Here is a 19,158-nt window from a genome sequence, read left to right as displayed (position 1 = left end):
GTTCCTTGCTACCATCGGGATTAACCCCGATTGACCATGGCTAGAGCGAAGGCCAAACGAAAGCTGTGTGCGATTTGCTGCACGCCCCACTGTGACAAGGCCGGAGCTATCGGGAGCCTGGCCATAGGGAACAATGAGTAGCTTTGAATAAGGAACTCTGCGACTCTGATATGCAACCCAAGCAACACGGCCAAAGTTAGGCCGGCCAACGTTAGCAAATACCCCATAGCCGGGACAGGATCTGCCGCTGCTGGGCCTAGGATTTGGGATAACGAGGTCGCCTGAGCGGCAATTGATCCCGCTGTTTGCAGCGCCAGCACGAATAACCGCAGCGACAGGCCCAGAGCCATCCCAACTAGCACTTCGGTAAAAACCAAGCCGACCATTGTTGGCAAGTCCGACTGATCAATAGGCGCAGGAGCCGCTGGCGCAACAATCAGAGTAAAGGCCGCGGCAATCCCGAATTTAACCCTTGTCGGAATACTACGCTCACCAAAGGCTGGCAGCAGCGAGACCATGGCCGAAACCCGCAGGAAAACAGTGAAAAGATGCCAGAGGCCTTCTCCCAACTGGGGTAAGAGTTCTGGCGGTAGCGTAATCACGCAGTCACCGTTCCGACCAGCGCCGGACGCGCCTCAAGCCCAATTTCCTCAAAGGACAGCACCGGGTTGGTTACACCACGGGCGTGCATGATGGTGCGCAACAACCGCCGCCGCCTGGTCGAGGTCACTACCGCAGGAAACAGCCCGTGATCGGTGGATTGTCCAACGCTTTTAACAACACCGTCCGCCAATTTGTTGAACAGGTTCGGTGGCAGAGCGACGTCCAAACCCGAGGTAGGCGTGTCGATCTGGTAGGTGGCGAAAGTATCCTCCCATTCCGGTGCCAGCTGGATCAGAGGTATCGAACCGTCTTCGCGCTTCAACTCGGCCACCAATTGGAAACCTAATCTCTGCCGGACCAATTCGCAGATGCCCTCGGGTTGGGTGGTGGTCAGGCGCGCCTCGGCCACACTTTCCAAGATCAGGGCCATGTTGCGGATCGATACCCTTTCGTCCAACAGTAGCCGTAACACCGCATGCAACGTGTCGATTGGAACCTTATCGGGGATCAATTCGTCCAGCAGTTTGCGGTTGGCTTCGGCCCGGACCGGATCGCTCAGGCGGGTCATTTCGGACAAAAGACGGCGGAGGGACTTCAGCGTCAGCAGGCGTGAGAAGTTTTGCTTGATGATCTCTAACAAATGCGTAGCCAATATTTCGGGCGGAGAAACGATAGTGGCCCCGCTAAGCGCCGCCGCCTCCTGATCTTTGGGTAGAATCCAGCGTGCAGGGGCGCCATAGACGGGTTCGGTCACGTCGCTGCCTTCTGGCAGCAATTCGCGGTCGTCCTGCACCAGCGCCAGTACCAGATCGGGGTTCAAAACGCCGCGCGCCTGTTCGACGCCTTGCACCTTGACAACATAGGTGCCCATCGGCAGGTCGGCGCGGTCGGTCAGGCGGATTTCAGGCAGGATCAAGCCAAAGCTTGAAGCCACTTAGGTTCGCATATTGGAAATTCGCGCGTCCAATCCGGTGCCGGGATTCAGGACCATGCTGACCAGATCAGGAGCAAACTCCAGATGTACATCGTCCAGGTCTAGAATGTCGCCGATTGCTTGCGACACAGGGGTATCTTCTTGCGACTTTGGGCTGAGGGCCTCATCCTCCTGCGCAATCAGTTTGCGGCGCACATTATAGGCCGCAAAGCCCAGAACGCCGGCACCCAGAATGAACGGTAGGAACGGCAAGCCGGGCACCAGCGCGAACAGCACCATCAAGATCGCAACCGTCCCCAGTGCCGCTGGATGCCGACCGAGTTGCGAGAAGATTGCATTGTCGGTTGCCCCCTGGGTGCCGCCACGGGCCAGCAGCAGGGCGGACGCGATCGAGATGATCACAGCGGGGATTTGCGAAACCAAACCGTCCCCCACAGTCAGGATGGCATACGTTTCGAACGCAGAGGAAATGGGCATCCCGTGAACGATCACGCCCATGATCAGACCCATCACAAGATTCAGCAGCGTAATCAGCAACCCTGCAACCGCATCACCTTTGACGAATTTGGACGCGCCATCGAGCGACCCGAAGAACGTTGTCTCCTGCTGTTCTCGCTCGCGCCGCTCTTTTGCTTGCTGGTGATCAATGGCGCCGGCGGACATGTCGCTGTCGATGGCCAATTGTTTGCCGGGCATACCGTCCAATGCAAAGCGCGCACCGACCTCGGCCATTCGCGCGGCACCTTTTGTGATGACCATAAAGTTCACGATCAGCAGAACTCCGAAGACTACGAGGCCTAGAAAGATACTGCCGCCCATGACGAAATCGGCAAAGCCTTCGATCACGTCCCCGGCCGCATTCGGGCCGGTATGACCCTCACCGATGATAAGCTTGGTCGAAGATACGTTAAGCGACAAACGCAGCATCAGCGAGGCGAGCAGGATCGTTGGAAAAGATGAGAAATCCAGCGGCCGTTCGATAAACAGCGTCAGCGTAAAGATTAGGATCGCCAGTGCAAAAGACGCTGCCAATCCCACATCCAGCACCCATGCAGGCATCGGCAGGATCATCATCACGATGACCGTCATCAGCGCCAGCGCCAGAAGCACGGTGGGCGAGAACAGAGAGCGGACGTCGATCTTGGGCACGCGATCCTCCTAGTTGAATGGGATAAACGCCGAAGTGGACACCGAGGGCGGGACCAGTGATCCCAGCATTCCAGAACCCGATTGCGGCACGTGAATCGGGATCAGAGGGGTCGCAGCGGTGGTAAACGGATCACGTGCCACACGTTCTGAAGAGGAGGGCAGGGCCTGATCCAGCTGTGACAAAACTGTTTGAAACCTGCTGGAATAGGCATCGGCCAGCGAGGGGGTTCTTGAATGATAAGCGCCCACCGCGGCGGGCCATGAGCCAAGTTCGGCGTATAGGTCTTTCAGGAAACGTGCGGCATAGGCGGCGTTTTCATCTGGGTCGAACATTGCGTCGATAGAGCGGAAGGCCCTGCCGTGCCACCGGTAATTGATTTGGAAGCAGCCGATATCAAAGCTGCGCTTTCCGGCTTTGAAGATGTTGAAAACGTAAGATTTGGCCTCGTATTCCGAGGTGAACCAAAATCCTTGCCCTTCGACATTGATGGTCCAGGGCCATGGTTCCAGTCGTCCGTCGCGCAGCCGCCCGGTTTCGATCCGCGCAATCGCACGCATCACGTTCAGCGGCACACCTTCAGAGAGGGCTGCGCGGCGGGCGGTGCTGTCGCAAATACCAGATACGCGAGCATCAGGCATAGCGTAGCCCTGTTGTGTCACACACAGCGCAAGGAAACTTAGTCCAAAAATTAAACGATTGGGCATTCTGCCGGTCCGGGATTCTGATCAGTCCCGGCCAAGCTAGGCGCGCTAGAGTTTACAGACGGTTATCGACCACTCATATTCGATCAATACGGCGGCCGAAGACAACGCTGGTATTGGTGCGCAGCACACCGGGTATTTTTGCGAGGTCGTCGACCAGAATATCCAGATCCTCGATCCGTGGGGCCTCAGCCGACAACAGCAGATCAAATTCACCATTGATAGAAAGGCAGAGCTTCACTTCGGGGTAAGCCTCAAGCCGCTTGATGATGCGCGTCGTTTCCTTTTGCTGCACTTCCAGCAACACAACCACCTGCACGCGCGGAGTGTCCTCAGAGCTATTCAGCACCACCGAATATCCCGCGATCAATCCGCTCTCTTCCATTCGGCGAATCCGCTCGTGCACGGTGGTCCGGGCCACGCCAAGTTTCGCGGCGATTTTTGAGGTCGACTCGCGGGCGTTTTGCTGAAGGGCGGCAATGATGCGACGGTCTAGCTGATCCATGGTGTTCCAAGGTGTAATGCACAGAGGGCAAAGGGCTCAAGGCGTGTCAGCACGTTCTTTTGCAACGGCTTTCTGACCCTTCGGCCAGATCAGGGTGGCAGTCAGCAGCCCAGGTATGGCGGCCAGCGTCATCCAGCCCAACGTTGTAGCCGGGTCGGTAATTGTCATGATCCAGCCGGTCAGCGGATACAGCACCAGCCAACAAGCGTGGGATAAGGTAAATTGGGCAGCGAATAGCGCGGGTCGATCCTCGGGCGGGGCTGAGCGGGTCAACAACCGGCCAGACGGAGTCAGCGTAGCTGAATACCCGAACCCGATACAGGCCCAAAGCGCTGCGAGACCAGCCAGCGAAACAGAGGCATACGCAAAAGTACCGGCAGACAAACCCATCACGAATGTCCCGAAGGTCGCTCCGGTCAGCATGACGGTGCGGTCCTCATAAATGTCCAGCAAGCGCGGCAGGGCAAAGGCGGCTAGCATCGAACCGCCGCCAAACCCGCCCAGTGCGACAGCGACCGCACTTTCCGAGAGAGCAAGATCAGCGCGCACAATCACAACCGTATTGACGATGACCATCGCGCTGAGCGCGGCCGCCGTCCATGTGAGGGCCAATAGCCCCCGCAGGCGCGGTGTACTCAGGTAGATGCGGATGCCGCGCGTTGTTCGGTCATAAATTCCTCGGCGCTTGGTCGGCTTTGGCGACGGCAATGCGACCGATACCACCAACATGGCCGAGGCGAGAAATCCCAAACCTGTGCCCCAGAACAGGCTGTCAAAGCTGACGATAAGCAGCAGCATGGCGGCCACCATCGGACTGATCAGGCTTTCCAAATCATAGGCGAGACGGGAAAGGGACAAAGCCTTGGTATAATCGTGCTCATCGGTCAGCACGTCTGGAATCGTGGCCTGAAACGCCGGGGTAAAACCGGCAGAGGCCGATTGCAGCATGAAGATCAAAACGTAGATTTGCCAAATCTCGGTCACGAAAGGCAGACACACAGCGACCAGCGCGCGAACCAAATCCAATGTTACCAGCATCCTGCGCCGGTCGAGCCGTTCGGCAAAAGCCGCAGCGACCGGGGCGATGATGACATAGGCTATCATCTTGATAGTCAATGCAGTGCCGAGCACCAGACCGGCGGCGTCCCCTGCCATATCATAGGCCAGAAGACCCAGCGCCACCGTCGCCAGGCCAGTACCGGTCAGCGCCACAACCTGTGCAGCAAGTAGATGGCGATACACGCGATTTTTCAGGACGCTCAGCATTGGCGGATCAATCCTTTAATCAATACATGCCAGACCCGGCGTTCGCGGACGGCCGCGGCTTGGCACACGAGACCATTTTCCCGCCAATGGTTTCCGGGTCAAGAAATCTGCGCATCTTTGACGCATTGCGTTGATAGCGTTGAGTTTGCGGGCCAAACCTCCTATCTCGGGGTCGATATCGCATAAAGGAAGACCCCCGTGGCGAACCACCTCTATAAAAACGACCTGCCGGACGGGTTGGACCTTGGCCCTGTTGTGGCCATCGACTGCGAAACAATGGGACTGAACCCGCATCGAGATCGTTTGTGCGTGATCCAGATGTCAGGCGGAGATGGCAACACCCATATCGTACAGGTGGAAAATGGTCAGACCGAGGCTCCGAATCTGTGCGCCATGTTGGAAAACTCCGATGTGCTGAAGCTGTTCCATTTTGGTCGGTTTGACATCGCCGCGATGTATCACACTTTTGGGGCATTGGCCGCACCGGTTTATTGCACCAAGATCGCCAGTCGCCTGGTTCGCACGTATACTGATCGGCACGGGCTAAAGAACCTGTGTCAGGAATTGATTGGCGTCGATATCTCAAAGCAACAACAGATGAGCGACTGGGGTGCCGAAACACTGACCGACGCGCAGCTTGAATATGCAGCCTCGGACGTTCTGTACCTGCATCAGTTACGCGATGCGTTGGACGGGCGACTGGCCCGCGAAGGCCGCACCGAGATGGCGCAGGCTTGTTTTGACTTCCTGCCCATGCGTGCGAAACTTGATCTCGCCGGTTGGCCTGAAACGGATATTTTTGCGCACTCATGACCGATACCGAAGCATTTCTGAGAACAGCCCGCCAGGTCGTTACCGACGAAGCCCGTGCGCTGGATGTGCTTGCCGAAAGCCTGAATGAAGACTTTGCCGAGGCGGTGCAGCTGATCCTGCAGGCGCCGGGTCGCATAATCATCAGTGGCATCGGTAAATCGGGCCATATTGGCCACAAGATCGCCGCTACGCTGGCGAGCACCGGAACGCCTGCCTACTTCGTGCATCCGGCCGAGGCCAGCCACGGCGATCTGGGCATGGTGTCCAAGGGCGATGTGGTTATGGCGATTTCGAACTCGGGCGAAGCGCCGGAACTGGCCAACCTGCTGGCCTTTACCCGCCGTTTTGGCATCCCGCTGATCGGTCTGTCCAGCAAACCCGAAAGCACGCTGATGAAGCAGGCCGATGTGCATCTGTTGATTCCATCCATGGGAGAGGCGTGTGGATTTGGCATGGTGCCCTCAATTTCGACCACGCTGACATTGGCAATGGGCGACGCGCTGGCAATCGCGCTGATGAAGTATCGCGATTTCAAACCCGAGGATTTCCGGGCCTTCCACCCTGGCGGTAAGCTGGGGGCGCAGCTTTCCACTGTGCGCGACCTTATGCATGAGGATCTTCCTCTGGTGTCCGTTGATACGCCCATGAGCGAGGCACTGCTGGTGATGAGCCAGAAAAGTTTTGGTGTCGTAGGCGTGACGGATTCAGAGGATCGCCTAGTAGGCATCGTGACCGATGGGGATTTGCGCAGAAACATGGATGGCCTGCTGAGCAAGGCCGCAAAAGATGTTATGACGACCAATCCACGAACAATAGGCCCTGACGAATTGGCTGAAGGCGCAGTTGCGTTGATGACGATGCAAAAGCCGAAGATTACTTGCTTGTTTGTCGTGGATTCTGAATCCGATGGGCGGGCGCAAGGGATCATACACATCCACGACTGCCTGCGTGTCGGATTGGGCTAGGCGGAGGGCGGCGCGATGGACGGACACTCACGCAGGGTACAGTTCCTAAAGGTTTTGCTACCGCTGGTGGCCATTCTGATGCTGTCCACCGTGTTCCTGCTGTCGCGCACGATCGAAACCAATGTGTCTGTTCCCTTTAGCCAGAAAGACATTGATGAACGGCTGGCAGATCAAGTTGTGACAAATCCAAATTACCGAGGCACCACACGAAAGGGCGAAGAGGTTCAGATCGAAGCAATCCGCGCGACGCAAGGCAGTGAAGCGTCGGTTCCGACTGCCGCCGAATTTCAAGGGCGGCTGGGACTGTTGGGTGGCGGAATTATCACGCTGGACTCAAATACCGGTACCATCCGCCCTGACCAGAACACCGCCACATTTGTCGGCGACGTCGTCATCACGTCGACCGATGGTATCGAAATCACTACCGAACTGCTGAATACTGCACTTGACGAAATTCGTGGGGATGCGCCGGGTCAAGTCAACGGTACCGGAATTATCGGCAATTTTTCTGCAGGTGGTATGACTTTTGGCACGGAAAAAAACGACGGGCCGGTCCATATTATTTTTACAGACGGCGTTAAGCTGATATACGAACCCGAAAAAGCAGAAAGATAACCTGTGTTCGACTTTAGATTTGTTCCTGTTTGCCTTGTTTTAAACTTGGGTGCTTTTTCTGCTGCGGCGCAGGAGGCTCAGGTTGCATTTGGCGCCGTAAAAGCCGACCCCACGCAGCCGGTTGAAGTGACTTCGGAAACCCTGAACGTCAACCAAGAGGACGGGTCAGCTGAATTCTTGGGCAATGTGATCGTCATTCAAGGTGAGATGCGCCTGACGGCTGAGCGGGTCCTGGTCGTCTACAACGAGCAACGCTCGGGTATCGAACGGATGGAGGCGACCGAAGACGTGGTTCTGATCAGCCCTCCTGACGCAGCGCAGGGCGACTGGGCAGAATACACGATCGATAGCGGCGTGATCGTGATGAAAGGCAATGTCCTGCTGACGCAAGGCCCCAGCACCATCAGCGGTGACCAAATGAACGCCAATCTGACGACCGGTTCCGCAACAATGACCGGCAACGTCAAAACCATCCTGCAGCAGGGTGGCAACTGATGGCGCGGCCCACACTGACGGTGGCTGAAGGCGAATCCGGTCTTAGAATCGAGAAGCTGCGAAAATCCTATCGCAAGAAAACCGTGATCAGAGATGTCTCGATGACTCTCGACCGGTCCGAAGTCGTGGCGCTGTTGGGGCCGAACGGATCAGGTAAGACCACCACTTTCTATTCGGTGGCCGGGTTGGTATTCCCCGAGGCGGGTACGGTAACGATTGATGGGCAGACGGTGACGACCCTGCCAATGTACCGCCGTGCAAGGCTCGGTATCGGCTACCTGCCACAAGAAATGTCGATCTTTCGCGGTATGAGCGTTGAAGACAACATCGCGTCAGTGTTGGACATCACGGTAAAGCATGCTCACCGTCGCAAGGAACGGCTAGAGGAACTGTTATCGGATTTCTCGATCGAACATCTGCGCCGGGCACCGGCGCTGGCCCTTTCCGGGGGCGAACGCCGCCGAGTTGAAATTGCACGATGTCTGGCAGCAGACCCGAAATATTTGCTTTTGGATGAACCGTTTGCGGGTGTCGATCCAATAAGTGTGGGGGATATTCGCCATCTTGTTGCCGACCTAAAAAAGCGCGGCATTGGGGTTCTGATCACCGACCACAACGTGCGCGAAACACTCGAGATTGTCGACCGTGCTTATATCCTTCATGACGGTCAGGTTCTGATGTCCGGCACGCCGGACGAAGTGGTTGAAAATGAAAACGTCCGCCGCGTTTATCTGGGTGAAAACTTCCGGATTTCATGAGGTTGCGCTGAAATGCGCCGATTGCGGGACGGAAATCACGTATATACATGTCTGTTTTGATTGACTCTTCCGCCGTCTCTTGCCTCAATTGGGTTATGGCATTTCTTCGGTTCCCGTCTGGATCACGATGCCCCTTCGTCGAAGGGCGAAAGGTTCGGCTACCACAGGAAATGTCTCTATCCCCCACCTGATAAAAACACGTGCGTTGCGCAACGTAACGTCAATATGGGTGTGAAATGCGAAGGAGATCACATGCGTTACCAAATCAGCGGAAAACAGATCGACATCGGTGCGGCGCTGCAAACTCACGTGCAGACCGAATTGGGCGAAGTTGTGGGCAAGTATGCCCAGCGTCCGACAGATGCCAACGTCGTCTTTTCCCGTTCAGCGCATGAATATGTATGCGAAACCACAGTGCATCTTTCTACCGGCTTGACGGCACAGGCCAAAGCTCACGCAACCGAAATCTATGCGGCCTTCGAAGGTTGCTGCGACAAGATGGAAACCCAGCTTCGTCGGTATAAGCGGCGGCTGAAGGACCATCACAAGGATCGATCTGAGCCTGTTGAACTCTTTGGGGCGTCGTCTTATATCCTCGCCTCTGACGAATCCGATTCGGCAACTGAACCAGAGTCTCTTCAGCCTATGATTGTGGCTGAGATGGAAACCAAGATCCCATCGCTGAGTGTTGGTGAGGCCGTTATGCAGATGGAATTGGCTGGCGCCCCGGTGCTGGTGTTCCGGAATGAAAACAAGGACGGGTTGAATGTCGTGTACCGTCGGGAAGACGGTAACATCGGCTGGATTGATCCGTAACAGGCAAGAATAGCAAAGGCAGGCCCCCGCTCACGCGGGGACGTTGCCATGGAGCATGATCATGGAGCTTTCGAGCATCTTGAAGCCCGAAGCAGTTCGCGTACTGTCCGCCGCTTCCAGTAAGAAGCGTTTGTTTCAGGAAGTCGCAGACGTGGCTGAGACTACTTTGGGCCTCGACGCTCAGATAGTTGTTGATGGGCTGCTTGAGCGGGAAAGCTTGGGGCCGACGGGTGTTGGACATGGCGTTGCATTGCCGCATGCGCGAATGGCCGAGCTGGAATACGTTTCAGGTGTGTTTGTCATGCTGGAAAAGCCGATAGATTTCGGGTCTGTCGACCGTCAACCGGTTGATATCGCCTTTGCCCTGTTTGCGCCGGAAGAAGCCGGGGTTGATCACCTGAAAGCTCTTGCGCTGGTATCTCGCACGCTGCGCGACACCGCGGTTTGCACAAAACTGCGGGCAAACCCGGATCCGGTAAAGCTTTATGCGATTCTGACCGAAGCGCAGTCTATGCAAGCGGCATAGACCGTCTTAGATGCAAAAAAGCCCCCGTGAAAGCGGGGGCTTTTTTTGTTTTCGAATGGGTTAGCGATTACCCACCGGCACCCATTTCCAGCGTCCACCAGATTTTGCCTCCACCTTCCTGATGCCAGGCAAAGCCCATTTGTGTCGCTTTAGGATCCATGATCACAGCCCGTGGGCCGGGTTCCTGCATCCAGGCGGCCAGCGTCTCGGTTTCGGTTTCGTATGTTTCGGAAATGGCTTCGCCCAGGAATGTACCGAAATACCCAACACGGGCTGCACGGTCGATCGGTGAAGACCCATCAGATCCAAAATGCCACGGGCGGTTCTGGCGCGCCATGTCCTTGGAGTGTGTGGCTGCGGCGGCGTTAAGCTGCGCGTTCAACTGAACCGATTGCAATCCCTGCGCTTGGCGCAACGCGTTGACCGAATCCAACATGCGGAACTGCAGTTTTTCAGGGTTGCCTCGGATTTTATAGACCGTTGGCAGGGGGCGTCCGTCCGCTCCGTAGGTTGGGGTACTGCTTGGGGTACATGCAGCCAGCGCGAAAAAGCAGGCAATGAGTAAAGATAGAATACGCGTCATGACAGACCTGATGATTGAGTTATCCTACGGCATAGCGCGACAGGGCGGCTTGGGCAAACGCACAGTGGCCCTGTTTCGCATGATTCTGCCGGTTTGATTTGCGACTGAAGCATTCTAGCAATAGAATGCGTTCAAATTTTTAGATTTGCCTTAGCAAAGGACCGTTCGCCATGGTCAAGAAACAGATTCACAAGTCTACACGTCGGGGATTTCTTGCCGGTGCTTCCGCTGCGCTGGCCTCACCCGCGATTGCCCAATACATTCCAGGGGATCCATTGCGTCCAGCGCCAGAGCCAGAGCCTCAGGTGCGCCGTAACGTCTCGGGCTTTCGGGCACTGGATTGGCAGCCCTATTTCTCGAACACCAGAAACGGCGCCATTCTGGTCGATACCGTGTCGCGCGCGTTGCATTACTGGTCCGATGACCAAAGCGTCTATAAACTTTATCCTTCTTCCGTGCCGCTGACCGAGGAACTCACCCGCCGTGGTCGCACCAGCGTGATCCGCAAGGTCGAGGGACCGAGTTGGTCACCAACTCCGTCGATGAAAAAGCGTAATCCTGAATGGCCGGACTATATTCCGCCCGGTCCGGATAACCCACTGGGAACACACGCTTTATATCTGAGCTGGAAATACTACCGCATTCACGGAACCCACGATACGCGCAAAATTGGCCGCAGATCGTCGAACGGATGCATTGGCCTGTTCAATGAGGATATTGCTGAATTGTTTTCAATGGCAAACGTAGGCACGCAAGTGTTGCTAATTTGACGACATTTCCGCGCACGAACCCGCTTGCGGCGCAAGTTCCAATTGCATTCCAGTCGCATAGCTGATTATTAAAAAGTTACGAGGTAAGTCTTGGGTGCGCGGTTTCGCTGTTTGGAGCCGTGCAAATTCTGGAGGTTAATATGAAAAAACTCGTTCTCGCCGCTGCACTGACAGCTGCTGCTTCGACCGCCTATGCTGGCAACCTGGAAGAGCCGGTTGTTGAAGCACCGGTTGTTGTTGAGGAAACTCAAGGTTCGTCGCAGGGCATCATCCTGCCGCTGATCCTGCTGGTCGTAGTTGCCGCAGCTGTTGCAGCAAGCTAATTTGACGACCGTCATCTAGAGAAAAGGCGGTGGATCGCTCCACCGCCTTTTTTCATGCCGGACAGCCAGTGTGGATTAGTCCAGCCAGCCCTTCAGATTGTCTTCGATAACCTTGCTCAGTGCGGCGATATGCGAATCATCGTCATTGAGGCAGGGGATATAGGTGAAGGTCTCACCACCTGCTTCTTCGAAACTTTCCTTGATCTCTTCGTTGATCTCTTCCAGCGTTTCGATGCAATCGGCGGAAAACGCTGGCGCGATAACAGCGATATTCTTCTTGCCCTGTATTGCCAGCTCAGCCACGTGATCCACCGTGTAGGGTTTCAACCACTCCTCCGGCCCGAATCGGGATTGGAAGGTGGACACAAGCTGATCATCCGACCAGCCGAGCCGCTCTTTCAATAGGCGAGAGGTCTTGGCGCAATGGCAATGGTATGGATCGCCTTGTTGCAGATACCGTTCTGGCATCCCGTGATAAGAGCAGACCAGAATGTCGGGCTTGGCCTCTAATTCCGCATAAGCTTTTTCCACCGAACCGGCCAAAGCGTCGATATAGGCGGGTTCGTCGAAATAGGCGGGGACGGTGCGAGAGGCCGGTTGCCACGCCTCTTCCATCAAGGCGCGGAAAAACTGGTCATTTGCGGTGGCGGTCGTCGCGCCGGCGTATTGTGGATAGAGCGGGAAGAACAGGATGCGGTCACAGCCCGCGGCCGCCATTTCGCGCACTTTGGACTTGGTCGACGGGTTACCGTAGCGCATGCAGAAATCGACCATCACCTGATCGCCATAGCGCGTCTGCATAGTTTCTCGCAGCTTGGCGGTTTGGTCTTTGGTGATCGTCATCAGTGGGCTTTCGCCTTTGTCGTGGTTCCAGATCGACTTGTAAGCCTCGCCCGAACTAAAAGGGCGTTTGGTTAGTATGATCCCCTGCAGGATCGGCTGCCACTTCCATTTGGGATAGTCGATCACGCGCTGATCAGACAGAAATTCATTCAAGTAGCGACGCATCGGCCAATAGCTGTAGTCGTCAGGCGTGCCCAGATTGGCTATCAGGATGCCGACTCGGCCCATTTTGACCTTGGGATGGTCCGCGGGTGCATGATCGGGACGAGTGGCATCAAACATTTCGAACTTCCTGAATTTCTATGTACGGGCTTGAGATAACCGTAAAAGACCGGTCGTCAATCGGGTAGTTTGCCTTCTTTTGTGCCTAATGCGTCGGCGAGGCGCGTTTTGGCTGAACCAGGGCGTAGGGGTTTTTGTTGGCTGTCATCGGGGGACCATCCGGTCAGGCAGATCAATTCATAGGTGGCCGTGAGGCGCCCCTGAGGGTTTGAGAAATGTTCGGCATAAACCTGCTGCGCACGTGCAAAGACTTGCCGTTGGGTGGGGCGCTTCATACGACCTGTCAGGTTATTGGTCTCCCCCATCGCGCGCAGGTCATGCATTAGGTGGGTCAAGTCGCGATATTCCGCCGTCAGGCGCGCCGTATCGGCAACGGGCAGCGCAAGACCTGCCCGTTGCAGCAAACTACCCAGATCGCGCAGTTCCGCCATCGGAGCGATGCGTGGGCTTAGACCGCCGGTCACCTCAATCTCTGCCTGTCCCAAAGCGGCGCGCAATTCGTGCAGGGTTTCGCCACCTAGACACACCACCAGTAGCAAGCCATCAGGCTGAAGGGCGCGGTGACATTGGATCAACTGCCCGACAGGATCATTGGCCCAATGCAAGGCCATGGCATGGATTACCAGATCATGTGTTTGGGGCATTAGGGCCAGAACCTCGTCATCAGCGACGATCTTAGCCTCGGGCAGCACATCCCCCCAGATGTGTGCAAACGGCGTTACGATCGCTGGGGCCGTAAAGCTTTTATTAACCATAGAAAGCCGATCCTGCACCTCGTCCACTGCGGCGTTATGCAGGAACAGCGCCTCCCGTTTCGCGCGGGCGCGGTGCTTGGCCAAAGCCGGGCGGTCGAACAGAGAGGGTGCGTTGGAGTCAGGCAGTTTCATAGGGCGGAACTATCGCATGTGGCGGCGGATTCAAACCGCTGTTCAGCTAATCTATCCCCCTCGTTGTATTGGATGCGGGCAACTGACCGAAGCGGATTTTGGCCTATGTGGATCTTGCTGGCGCGATACGCCGTTTATCGGTGGATTGGTTTGTGAAAGCTGTGGTGTGCCCCTTCCCGGTCAGGCAGATGGCCATCGGATAGAATGTGACGACTGCATCAAAACGCCCCGCCCATGGCAAGATGGACGATCAGCGTTACTGTATGACGGGCAGGCGCGCAGGTTGATTCTTGCTCTGAAACACGGCGACAGGCCAGAGCTTGCAAAGCCTGCGGCCCAATGGATGGCGTATGCAGGGCAGCACTTGTTTCGTGATGATATGCTGATCGCCCCAGTCCCTTTGCATTGGTCACGGTTACTGAAGCGGCGATACAATCAATCGGCCTTGCTGGCTCAGCACCTTGGACGGGCAACGGGTCTAGACGTTTGTCCTGACCTTCTAGTTCGCCGTATGCGGACGCCAGTATTGGATGGGAAGACGGCGAAAGAGCGCGCCGACATCCTGAACGAAGCCATTACACCCCATCCCAAGCGTCTACATCTTATCAAAGGAAAAGACATTCTCTTGGTGGATGACGTCATGACCTCTGGCGCGACATTGGCGGCGTGTGCGCGTGTCTGCCTTGCCGCAGGGGCAAATCATATTTTCGTGTTGGCTCTGGCGCGCGTTGCCAAGGATGCTTAGTTCGCTCAAGATTGTGCGAACTCCAAAGGTACGGAATATGAAACCGGTAGAAATCTACACCTCGCCGCTCTGCGGCTTTTGCCACGCAGCCAAGCGTTTGCTGAAGCAGAAAGGCGTTGAATTTAAAGAAGTCGACGTGCTGATGCACCCCAAACGCAAGCCTGAGATGATCAATCGTGCCGGTGGCAAACGCACCGTGCCGCAGATATTCATCGGCGAAACCCATGTTGGCGGATGTGATGACCTGTACGAGCTGGACCGTCAGGGAAAGCTGGACCACCTGCTTGCGGCGTGATGAAATCCGCGCTGCTGCAACTCACCTCGTCGGACGACCCGGCTGAAAACCTGGTAACTGTACGTGCCATGATGGCCGAGGCAGCGGCTCAAGGCGCGCGATTTATTCTGACGCCCGAAGTCACGAACTGCGTTTCGACCAGCACGACAAGGCAGCGCGAGGTCTTGCAGCACGAAGAAGATGACCAAACTCTGGCAGGCCTGCGCGGGCAGGCCAAAGCGCTGGGCGTTTGGTTGCTGATCGGTTCGTTGGCGATCAAGACGCATGACGCCGACGGCCGGTTCGCCAACCGATCTTTCATGATAGATCCGCAGGGGCAGATCGTGGCCCGCTATGACAAGATTCATATGTTTGACGTGCAGGTCACCGAGTCCGAAACTTTCCGCGAATCGAAGAATTACCGCCCCGGCGACAAGGCCGTTCTGGCCGAGACTGATTTCGGCAAGGTTGGACTGACCATCTGCTATGATATTCGCTTTCCGCATCTCTATGCGGCTTTGGCGCAGACCGGAGCGCGAATACTCACTGTTCCGGCAGCGTTTTCGCCGGTGACTGGCGCGGCGCACTGGGAATCACTGCTGCGCGCGCGGGCAATTGAAAACGGCTGCTGGGTTTTGGCACCAGCACAGACCGGCGAACACCCGAAAACGCGTGGAAAAACGCGTTTTACCCATGGTCACAGCATGGTTGTGGCCCCTTGGGGAGAGGTCGTCATCGACGCAGGTACCGATCCGGGCATTCACTTTTTCGATTTGGATGATAGTTCTGTGACAGAGGCGCGCCGACGGGTGCCCTCACTGCACCACGTCCGTATCTTTGACGGGCCATGAGCCAGAACCGGACCATGAGTGACGAAAACAATGCCCTTGCGGTCACGCTGTTCAGCGAGATCCTGACCGCAGATCAGCTATTGCGTAACCGGCTTAGCCGGGTGCTGCCCAAGGGCATGGAAATATCGCATTTCTCGGTGCTGAACCATCTGGTGTTCGTGGGAGGGGAACGCAGCCCCGCGCAACTGGCCAACACATTTCACGTTACACGCGGGGCAATGACCAACACTTTGGCCAAGCTGGAATGGGCAGGCTACATTCATATCCGTCCAGACTGGGACGACGCCCGCCGCAAGATGGTCGCCATCAGCCCCGCCGGTCGCAGGGCGCGCGATCAAGCAATTTGCTCCATCGCGCCGCTGATCAACCGCGTGGTCGGAGAGTTGGGGCTGGAGCGGGTCCGCAGCACCCTGCCCGTACTGCGGGATTTGCGGTTGCAGCTTGAGGGTGAGTAGGGGCTAAAAGCTCTGTCCTGACAGGATTATATTACTGGTAGCTTGCCCTTATTAAAGTTTACTATTCCGAAGGCTCATAGCTGCTTCGAATAGGGCGTCCTTCAATTCTCAGAAAAGTATAAATCCCAAACGTTTTCCATAAGAATTCGGTGGCTAAAGAAACGACCATTATCAAAGGTTTCATTAATACGATTAACAAGGGTGCAACTACCAACCCAGCGAGTAGTGTAGGAATTCCGGCGATCTCTTCCATTGCAAGCATGAACAAGCCGATTGCTGTTAAGATCAAAAACACACACGCAATGCCGAACAAGCTTCCAAAAAATGGACTTCGATCATAGAGAGGCAGATACCATTTTTTTATCCAAGTACTTATCATTTTTATGTTTTTGTTGAAGTTTCACCCGGCTTCACACTTGCCGTCACATAATTCACGCTCAAATCCCGATCCGAGATCGACCAGCTCCACAGGATCGGGTTGAACACAAACCCTTTGCGGTCCACCGGCTCAAGCCCGGCCTGGCGCAGCAGGTCGAACAGCTCATCGGGGGTGATGAATTTGTTCCACTCATGCGTGCCGCGGGGCAGCCAGCGCATGACGACCTCGGCCCCGAAGATGGCCATTGCATAGGATTTTGGGTTGCGGTTGATTGTGGAGCAAATCTCCAGCCCGCCGGGTTTTAACAGCTGCTGCGTGGCGGTCAGGTAGGACAGCGGGTCGGCTACGTGCTCGACCACCTCCATGTTCAGCACCACGTCGAATTGCTCGCCTGCGGCGGCCATGTCCTCGGCAGTGGTGTGGCGATAGTCGATCTCAAGCCCCGATTGTTCCGCGTGTATGCGTGCGACGGGCAGGTTTCCCGCGGCAGCGTCAGCCCCGACAACATCTGCCCCAAGGCGCGCCATGGGTTCGCTCAGCAGCCCGCCGCCGCAGCCGATGTCCAGCAAACGAAGCCCCTCGAACGGGCGCGTGGCCGTCAGATCACGGTCAAATTCGCCCGCAATCTGTTGTGTGATATAGTCCAAACGACACGGATTCAGCATGTGCAGGGGTTTGAATTTCCCGTGCGGGTCCCACCATTCCGCGGCCATCGCTTCGAATTTTGCGATCTCGGATGGGTCCACAGTGTTCGGATGCGCTTGCATTCCTGTCTCCGTATGCTCTTTTACGTTTAAGGACTATATAGGGCCATAATGGACAAGTACCCGGACCAAAAGCGCGCAGTGCAATATCTTTACCCGCCGATCGATCCATTCGATCAGCGGATGGTGGATGTGGGCGATGGGCACCGTATCTATATGGAACAATGCGGTAATCCCAAAGGGAAGCCTGTCGTCGTGTTGCATGGGGGACCTGGTGGCGGATGCAGTCCGGCGATGCGGCGGTATTTCGATCCAACCGTGTACAGGGTGATTCTGTTCGATCAGCGCGGATGTGGTCGTTCACGGCCCCATGCGTCGGTTACGGACAACACAACATGGCATCTGGTGGCTGATATCGAGCGGTTGCGCACGCTGCTCGATATTGATGATTGGACCGTTTTTGGCGGTAGCTGGGGCGCAACTCTGGCGTTGATCTATGCGCAGGCCCACCCGGATCGTGTGAACCGTCTGGTGCTGCGTGGCGTGTTTCTGGCTACTCAGGCCGAACTGGATTGGTTCTATGGCGGTGGTGCTGGCAAGTTCTGGCCCGAGCAATGGGCGAAGTTCACTGCCTTGCTGACCGAGAACGAATTGTCCGACACGATTGGGGCCTTTAACAAGCGCTTGTTCTCGGGGGATCGCGCAACAGAAATCCTGTTCGCGCGAGCATGGTCTGCCTGGGAGAATTCCTTGGCTTCGATGCACGCGCAAGGCGGCGCCGGGGAAAGCCCCGGCGAATATGCCCGTGCCTTTGCGCGGCTGGAGAATCACTATTTCATCAACGGTGCTTTCATTGAGAAAGACGGTCAGATTTTGAACCAGATGGATAAGATCGCGCATATCCCCGGCCATATCGTGCAGGGCCGGTATGATATGATCTGTCCGCCACAAGCGGCCTGGAACCTGGCCCAACGCTGGCCAAATGCCGAATTGAAGATGGTACGCAACGCCGGTCACGCCTTGTCTGAACCCGGTATCAGTGCCGAGCTGGTCCGCATCATGGATCGTGTGGCCGAGGGGGGAGCATGACCCGGATTGACCGCCGCGCACTATTTGCCTCGGGTGCTGCTGCTGCCTTGCTGGCGGCCACAGGGGCATCTTTGGCGGATACGCCCAAAGAGGGCGGCACACTGCGTTTGGCGGTACCACGTGATGACAGTTTGGAGCAGTTGGCGCGCGGGGCCGTGTTCGATACGCTGACCGAGATTGCGCCTGATGGCACATTGCGCGCTGAGCTGGCGACGGGTTGGCGTACAGAAGCAGAGGCCCGGATTTGGCAGTTTGATTTGCGTGAAGATGTACATTTTCACGATGGCGCGGCGTTAGATGTTGCCGACGTAGTCGCCGTTCTGGATGAAGTGGGCCGTGCCGAAGCCTTGTCGCCCAGTTCGGTCCAATTGGAATTGGCCGAGGCCAATCCCGGTTTGCCCTTCCTTCTGGCGGATAGCCGCTTTGTCATTGCGCGCGACGGGCAGAGTGTGACGCCTTTGCACGTTGCCAATGGCACCGGATGCTATCGTGTTGAACGGGCCGAGGATGAGCGTCACTTTTTGGGGCGCAAAGTTGTGGATCATTACAAGGCTGGTACTGCAGGCTGGGTGGATGCGGTGGAAATCATCGTTATTCCTGACGCCCATGTGCGTGCCGAGGCGTTGCGCGATGGATATGTGGACGTTGCGGTATTGCCCGCGCGCGATGATCTGGTGGGTCAGCGCGGGCTACGTTTTCACCCTGATGAAGCCAATTTAGCGCTGGCTGTAGCCACGCATGTCGGGATGCCGCGCCAGATCGGGGCGGGTCGTGCTCTGGATGACGGTCGCATCGCCGAACGGTGGTGGCAGACGTAATTCTCGCT

At 56.4% G+C, this 19,158-nt stretch carries 23 protein-coding genes and 1 pseudogene; 15 read left to right on the top strand and 9 right to left on the bottom strand.

What is annotated here, in order from left to right; translation table 11 throughout:
* Positions 1-20: 20 nt before the first annotated feature.
* The 5 genes and pseudogenes from ACR0L3_RS16250 to ACR0L3_RS16230 all read right to left on the bottom strand — a co-directional run bounded on the left by ACR0L3_RS16250 (position 21) and on the right by ACR0L3_RS16230 (position 5,159).
* On the bottom strand, positions 21-602 hold the full coding sequence (locus tag ACR0L3_RS16250) for a flagellar biosynthetic protein FliR (RefSeq protein WP_480746804.1): 582 nt from the start codon (positions 600-602) through the stop codon (positions 21-23).
* Positions 599-2,626, bottom strand: a pseudogene (flhA, locus tag ACR0L3_RS16245) (flagellar biosynthesis protein FlhA). The gene ACR0L3_RS16250 and the pseudogene flhA overlap by 4 nt, the downstream one beginning before the upstream one ends.
* A 69-nt stretch (positions 2,627-2,695) precedes the next feature.
* Positions 2,696-3,391 (bottom strand): lytic transglycosylase domain-containing protein, encoded by a 696-nt coding sequence (locus tag ACR0L3_RS16240; RefSeq protein ID WP_480746803.1) that lies wholly within the window; start codon positions 3,389-3,391, stop codon positions 2,696-2,698.
* Between the two features lie 73 nt (positions 3,392-3,464).
* Complete coding sequence (locus ACR0L3_RS16235) at positions 3,465-3,893, bottom strand: Lrp/AsnC family transcriptional regulator (protein WP_480746802.1); 429 nt, start codon at positions 3,891-3,893, stop codon at positions 3,465-3,467.
* A gap of 36 nt (positions 3,894-3,929) precedes the next feature.
* Complete coding sequence (locus ACR0L3_RS16230) at positions 3,930-5,159, bottom strand: MFS transporter (protein ID WP_480746801.1); 1,230 nt, start codon at positions 5,157-5,159, stop codon at positions 3,930-3,932.
* 198 nt (positions 5,160-5,357) lie between these two features.
* Between ACR0L3_RS16230 and ACR0L3_RS16225 the strand changes: the two genes are divergently transcribed.
* The 7 genes from ACR0L3_RS16225 to ACR0L3_RS16195 all read left to right on the top strand — a co-directional run bounded on the left by ACR0L3_RS16225 (position 5,358) and on the right by ACR0L3_RS16195 (position 10,147).
* A complete protein-coding gene (locus ACR0L3_RS16225; protein ID WP_480746800.1) occupies positions 5,358-5,972 on the top strand; it encodes a ribonuclease D in 615 nt (204 codons plus the stop codon).
* Positions 5,969-6,937, top strand: a complete 969-nt coding sequence (locus ACR0L3_RS16220) for a KpsF/GutQ family sugar-phosphate isomerase (RefSeq protein WP_480746799.1) — start codon at positions 5,969-5,971, stop codon at positions 6,935-6,937. The genes ACR0L3_RS16225 and ACR0L3_RS16220 overlap by 4 nt, the downstream gene beginning before the upstream one ends.
* 15 nt (positions 6,938-6,952) lie before the next feature.
* The gene (gene lptC / locus ACR0L3_RS16215) at positions 6,953-7,552 is read left to right on the top strand and encodes an LPS export ABC transporter periplasmic protein LptC (protein ID WP_480746798.1); all 600 of its coding nucleotides are present in this window, start codon (positions 6,953-6,955) and stop codon (positions 7,550-7,552) included.
* Between the two features lie 3 nt (positions 7,553-7,555).
* Entirely contained in the window at positions 7,556-8,047 is a 492-nt protein-coding gene (locus ACR0L3_RS16210) for an LptA/OstA family protein (protein WP_480746797.1), read from the top strand.
* Positions 8,047-8,805: an LPS export ABC transporter ATP-binding protein gene (gene lptB / locus ACR0L3_RS16205; protein ID WP_480746796.1), complete on the top strand. Its 759-nt coding sequence runs from the start codon at positions 8,047-8,049 to the stop codon at positions 8,803-8,805. Before ACR0L3_RS16210 ends, lptB begins: the two co-directional genes overlap by 1 nt.
* 252 nt (positions 8,806-9,057) lie before the next feature.
* Entirely contained in the window at positions 9,058-9,621 is a 564-nt protein-coding gene (gene hpf / locus ACR0L3_RS16200; protein ID WP_480746795.1) for a ribosome hibernation-promoting factor, HPF/YfiA family, read from the top strand.
* 61 nt (positions 9,622-9,682) lie between these two features.
* On the top strand, positions 9,683-10,147 hold the full coding sequence (locus ACR0L3_RS16195; RefSeq protein WP_480746794.1) for a PTS sugar transporter subunit IIA: 465 nt from the start codon (positions 9,683-9,685) through the stop codon (positions 10,145-10,147).
* Between the two features lie 67 nt (positions 10,148-10,214).
* Here ACR0L3_RS16195 and dalA read toward each other — a convergent pair whose 3' ends face one another.
* Entirely contained in the window at positions 10,215-10,730 is a 516-nt protein-coding gene (dalA, locus tag ACR0L3_RS16190) for a divisome-associated lipoprotein DalA (RefSeq protein ID WP_480746793.1), read from the bottom strand.
* Between the two features lie 170 nt (positions 10,731-10,900).
* Between dalA and ACR0L3_RS16185 the strand changes: the two genes are divergently transcribed.
* Together ACR0L3_RS16185 and ACR0L3_RS16180 are read left to right on the top strand one after the other, a co-directional pair.
* Complete coding sequence (locus ACR0L3_RS16185; RefSeq protein ID WP_480746792.1) at positions 10,901-11,500, top strand: L,D-transpeptidase; 600 nt, start codon at positions 10,901-10,903, stop codon at positions 11,498-11,500.
* Between the two features lie 140 nt (positions 11,501-11,640).
* The gene (locus ACR0L3_RS16180) at positions 11,641-11,823 is read left to right on the top strand and encodes a hypothetical protein (RefSeq protein ID WP_010442520.1); all 183 of its coding nucleotides are present in this window, start codon (positions 11,641-11,643) and stop codon (positions 11,821-11,823) included.
* A 75-nt stretch (positions 11,824-11,898) separates the two neighbouring features.
* Here ACR0L3_RS16180 and hemH read toward each other — a convergent pair whose 3' ends face one another.
* The gene (gene hemH, locus ACR0L3_RS16175; protein WP_480746791.1) at positions 11,899-12,948 is read right to left on the bottom strand and encodes a ferrochelatase; all 1,050 of its coding nucleotides are present in this window, start codon (positions 12,946-12,948) and stop codon (positions 11,899-11,901) included.
* Positions 12,949-13,004: 56 nt separating this feature from the next.
* A complete protein-coding gene (locus ACR0L3_RS16170; RefSeq protein ID WP_480746790.1) occupies positions 13,005-13,835 on the bottom strand; it encodes a methyltransferase domain-containing protein in 831 nt (276 codons plus the stop codon).
* Between the two features lie 16 nt (positions 13,836-13,851).
* Between ACR0L3_RS16170 and ACR0L3_RS16165 the strand changes: the two genes are divergently transcribed.
* From ACR0L3_RS16165 to ACR0L3_RS16150, 4 genes are read left to right on the top strand one after another with little or no spacing between them, the layout of a single operon-like run.
* Entirely contained in the window at positions 13,852-14,580 is a 729-nt protein-coding gene (locus tag ACR0L3_RS16165) for a ComF family protein (RefSeq protein ID WP_480746789.1), read from the top strand.
* A 37-nt stretch (positions 14,581-14,617) separates the two neighbouring features.
* Positions 14,618-14,875, top strand: a complete 258-nt coding sequence (grxC, locus tag ACR0L3_RS16160) for a glutaredoxin 3 (RefSeq protein WP_480746788.1) — start codon at positions 14,618-14,620, stop codon at positions 14,873-14,875.
* Positions 14,875-15,705 carry a carbon-nitrogen hydrolase family protein gene (locus ACR0L3_RS16155; protein WP_480746787.1) on the top strand — a complete coding sequence of 277 codons (831 nt, stop codon included), beginning with the start codon at positions 14,875-14,877 and terminating at the stop codon, positions 15,703-15,705. Before grxC ends, ACR0L3_RS16155 begins: the two co-directional genes overlap by 1 nt.
* Before the next feature lie 14 nt (positions 15,706-15,719).
* A complete protein-coding gene (locus ACR0L3_RS16150; protein WP_480746786.1) occupies positions 15,720-16,160 on the top strand; it encodes a MarR family winged helix-turn-helix transcriptional regulator in 441 nt (146 codons plus the stop codon).
* A gap of 381 nt (positions 16,161-16,541) precedes the next feature.
* Here the strand turns inward: ACR0L3_RS16150 and ubiG are convergent, their stop codons facing one another.
* A complete protein-coding gene (ubiG, locus tag ACR0L3_RS16145; RefSeq protein WP_480746785.1) occupies positions 16,542-17,306 on the bottom strand; it encodes a bifunctional 2-polyprenyl-6-hydroxyphenol methylase/3-demethylubiquinol 3-O-methyltransferase UbiG in 765 nt (254 codons plus the stop codon).
* A gap of 48 nt (positions 17,307-17,354) precedes the next feature.
* On the opposite strand from ubiG, the gene pip reads away from it, so the two are divergent.
* Together pip and ACR0L3_RS16135 are read left to right on the top strand one after the other, a co-directional pair.
* Complete coding sequence (gene pip, locus ACR0L3_RS16140; protein ID WP_480746784.1) at positions 17,355-18,332, top strand: prolyl aminopeptidase; 978 nt, start codon at positions 17,355-17,357, stop codon at positions 18,330-18,332.
* Complete coding sequence (locus tag ACR0L3_RS16135; RefSeq protein ID WP_480746783.1) at positions 18,329-19,150, top strand: ABC transporter substrate-binding protein; 822 nt, start codon at positions 18,329-18,331, stop codon at positions 19,148-19,150. Before pip ends, ACR0L3_RS16135 begins: the two co-directional genes overlap by 4 nt.
* Positions 19,151-19,158 lie beyond the last annotated feature (8 nt).

The organism is Ruegeria sp. CK1, from assembly GCF_056536545.1.
The sequence above is the reverse complement of the archived record's forward strand: the minus strand, read 5'-3'. Positions and strand labels throughout refer to the sequence as shown.

Coding starts and splice junctions, on each gene's coding strand:
- ACR0L3_RS16240 (WP_480746803.1), bottom strand. CDS start 3,391: ATGCCCAATCGTTTAATTTTTGGACTAAGTTTCCTTGCGCTGTGTGTG.
- ACR0L3_RS16235 (WP_480746802.1), bottom strand. CDS start 3,893: ATGGATCAGCTAGACCGTCGCATCATTGCCGCCCTTCAGCAAAACGCC.
- ACR0L3_RS16230 (WP_480746801.1), bottom strand. CDS start 5,159: ATGCTGAGCGTCCTGAAAAATCGCGTGTATCGCCATCTACTTGCTGCA.
- ACR0L3_RS16220 (WP_480746799.1), top strand. CDS start 5,969: ATGACCGATACCGAAGCATTTCTGAGAACAGCCCGCCAGGTCGTTACC.
- lptC (WP_480746798.1), top strand. CDS start 6,953: ATGGACGGACACTCACGCAGGGTACAGTTCCTAAAGGTTTTGCTACCG.
- lptB (WP_480746796.1), top strand. CDS start 8,047: ATGGCGCGGCCCACACTGACGGTGGCTGAAGGCGAATCCGGTCTTAGA.
- hpf (WP_480746795.1), top strand. CDS start 9,058: ATGCGTTACCAAATCAGCGGAAAACAGATCGACATCGGTGCGGCGCTG.
- ACR0L3_RS16195 (WP_480746794.1), top strand. CDS start 9,683: ATGGAGCTTTCGAGCATCTTGAAGCCCGAAGCAGTTCGCGTACTGTCC.
- dalA (WP_480746793.1), bottom strand. CDS start 10,730: ATGACGCGTATTCTATCTTTACTCATTGCCTGCTTTTTCGCGCTGGCT.
- ACR0L3_RS16185 (WP_480746792.1), top strand. CDS start 10,901: ATGGTCAAGAAACAGATTCACAAGTCTACACGTCGGGGATTTCTTGCC.
- ACR0L3_RS16180 (WP_010442520.1), top strand. CDS start 11,641: ATGAAAAAACTCGTTCTCGCCGCTGCACTGACAGCTGCTGCTTCGACC.
- hemH (WP_480746791.1), bottom strand. CDS start 12,948: ATGTTTGATGCCACTCGTCCCGATCATGCACCCGCGGACCATCCCAAG.
- ACR0L3_RS16170 (WP_480746790.1), bottom strand. CDS start 13,835: ATGAAACTGCCTGACTCCAACGCACCCTCTCTGTTCGACCGCCCGGCT.
- ACR0L3_RS16165 (WP_480746789.1), top strand. CDS start 13,852: ATGTGGCGGCGGATTCAAACCGCTGTTCAGCTAATCTATCCCCCTCGT.
- grxC (WP_480746788.1), top strand. CDS start 14,618: ATGAAACCGGTAGAAATCTACACCTCGCCGCTCTGCGGCTTTTGCCAC.
- ACR0L3_RS16155 (WP_480746787.1), top strand. CDS start 14,875: ATGAAATCCGCGCTGCTGCAACTCACCTCGTCGGACGACCCGGCTGAA.
- ACR0L3_RS16150 (WP_480746786.1), top strand. CDS start 15,720: ATGAGTGACGAAAACAATGCCCTTGCGGTCACGCTGTTCAGCGAGATC.
- ubiG (WP_480746785.1), bottom strand. CDS start 17,306: ATGCAAGCGCATCCGAACACTGTGGACCCATCCGAGATCGCAAAATTC.
- pip (WP_480746784.1), top strand. CDS start 17,355: ATGGACAAGTACCCGGACCAAAAGCGCGCAGTGCAATATCTTTACCCG.
- ACR0L3_RS16135 (WP_480746783.1), top strand. CDS start 18,329: ATGACCCGGATTGACCGCCGCGCACTATTTGCCTCGGGTGCTGCTGCT.